This is a genomic window from Mesorhizobium sp. M0276, assembly GCF_040321755.1.
Taxonomy (GTDB): Bacteria; Pseudomonadota; Alphaproteobacteria; order Rhizobiales; family Rhizobiaceae; genus Mesorhizobium.
Window position 1 is genome coordinate 1 of record NZ_JAMYSC010000149.1, and the last position, 1194, is coordinate 1194.

The window sequence follows — 1194 nt, forward strand, 5'->3', positions numbered from 1 at the left end:
GGCTATCGCATATGAGTAAAGAGGCTAAGCAGGTTTTGATCGGCCCATCGTGCCTTGAGTCGTTTGTGGCTGAGCGGGATGTTTTCAAGATCGGCTCTGAGAACATTGAGAGTGAGGCGGCGAAGTATGGCGTGATTGGCGGCGGTATTGTTCTTGCGGCCTCTGATTTGATCTTCGCCGAGCAAAACGTCGAGTTGCCAGTGCAGGTCATTCTCGATGCTCCAGTGGCGGCGTACTGTGGCGAGCAGTTCGTGTGCCGGCATTTTGCGCGACAGCGCATAGCAGCGGACCTTGTGCGTGGTCTTGCCATCGACGGTGCGCCAGCTTTCGACACGGCCGACGGCGCAAAGGTCGACGAGTGCATTCTTGCCCGGCGGCTGCACAAAGGGAATGACGAAGGCACGCCGCACCTCGTGACGGCCATGGGCATCCTCCTTGGTCTGATGGAACTTGGTTGCTTTGCCCGCCGCTGCCTTGTCGAGTGCGGTGTTGGCTTCGGCGGCCAGCTTCGACTGGTTGGCCTTGATGGCGATCGCGTAGTGGCCGCCACCGTCGCGGATGGTCTGGGTCATGCGGCGATGGCAGTGCAAGGCGTCGGCGGTGACGGTCAATCCCTTGAGCGACAACAATTCGAGCGCCGCGATCGCGGCCTGCACCTCCCCGCCTTTCTGCGCCACGGTCTGGGCCAGGCTCATGAAGGTCTCGCAGCCAAAGACGGTCACCACCAGCGGCGGCATATGCGAAAGGCCCTTGGCATAGGCGCGCCTGAGGCTCTTGCCGTCGATGGCGATCTGGCCTTTCGGCGCATCGATGCGCGCCTGTGCGCCGAAAGCGGCCATGAAGCGCATGAACGCATCGTTGAGGGCGACAGGATCGAGGGCCGCCAGCACCCGGCTGAAGGTGTCGTGGCTGGGCGCGCCACGCTCGAGCGGGATGAACTGCCGCAACAGGTCGAGCCGATTCCTGGCAAACAGCTCCATTTCCGTGCAATGCGTCGCACCGCAAAGGACCGCCGCAAGCGCTACGAACAAAATCTCCGGCAACGGGTGCTGTGCGGTCAAGTCTCGAGGGTCCGGAACCTCGCCGAATACATCCAGAAACACCATGCTGACCTCCGATCATCCAGAGGTCCTTTCAGAATCGATTTCCGCACACCACACAAGAGTCCCTTTGTACTCATGTGCGATTCCCCTG

Annotated in this window: 1 protein-coding gene; it reads right to left on the minus strand. The window is 61.1% G+C overall.

What is annotated here, in order from left to right:
- Window positions 1–2: 2 nt before the first annotated feature.
- Window positions 3–1106, minus strand: coding sequence for an ISAs1 family transposase (locus NKJ01_RS36185; RefSeq protein ID WP_023796701.1), 1104 nt, complete (start codon window positions 1104–1106; stop codon window positions 3–5).
- Between the last annotated feature and the right edge of the window lie 88 nt (window positions 1107–1194).

Bases quoted from the DNA above. Each gene is read 5' to 3' on its own strand.
- NKJ01_RS36185 (WP_023796701.1), bottom strand. From the start codon at position 1,106: ATGGTGTTTCTGGATGTATTCGGCGAGGTTCCGGACCCTCGAGACTTG.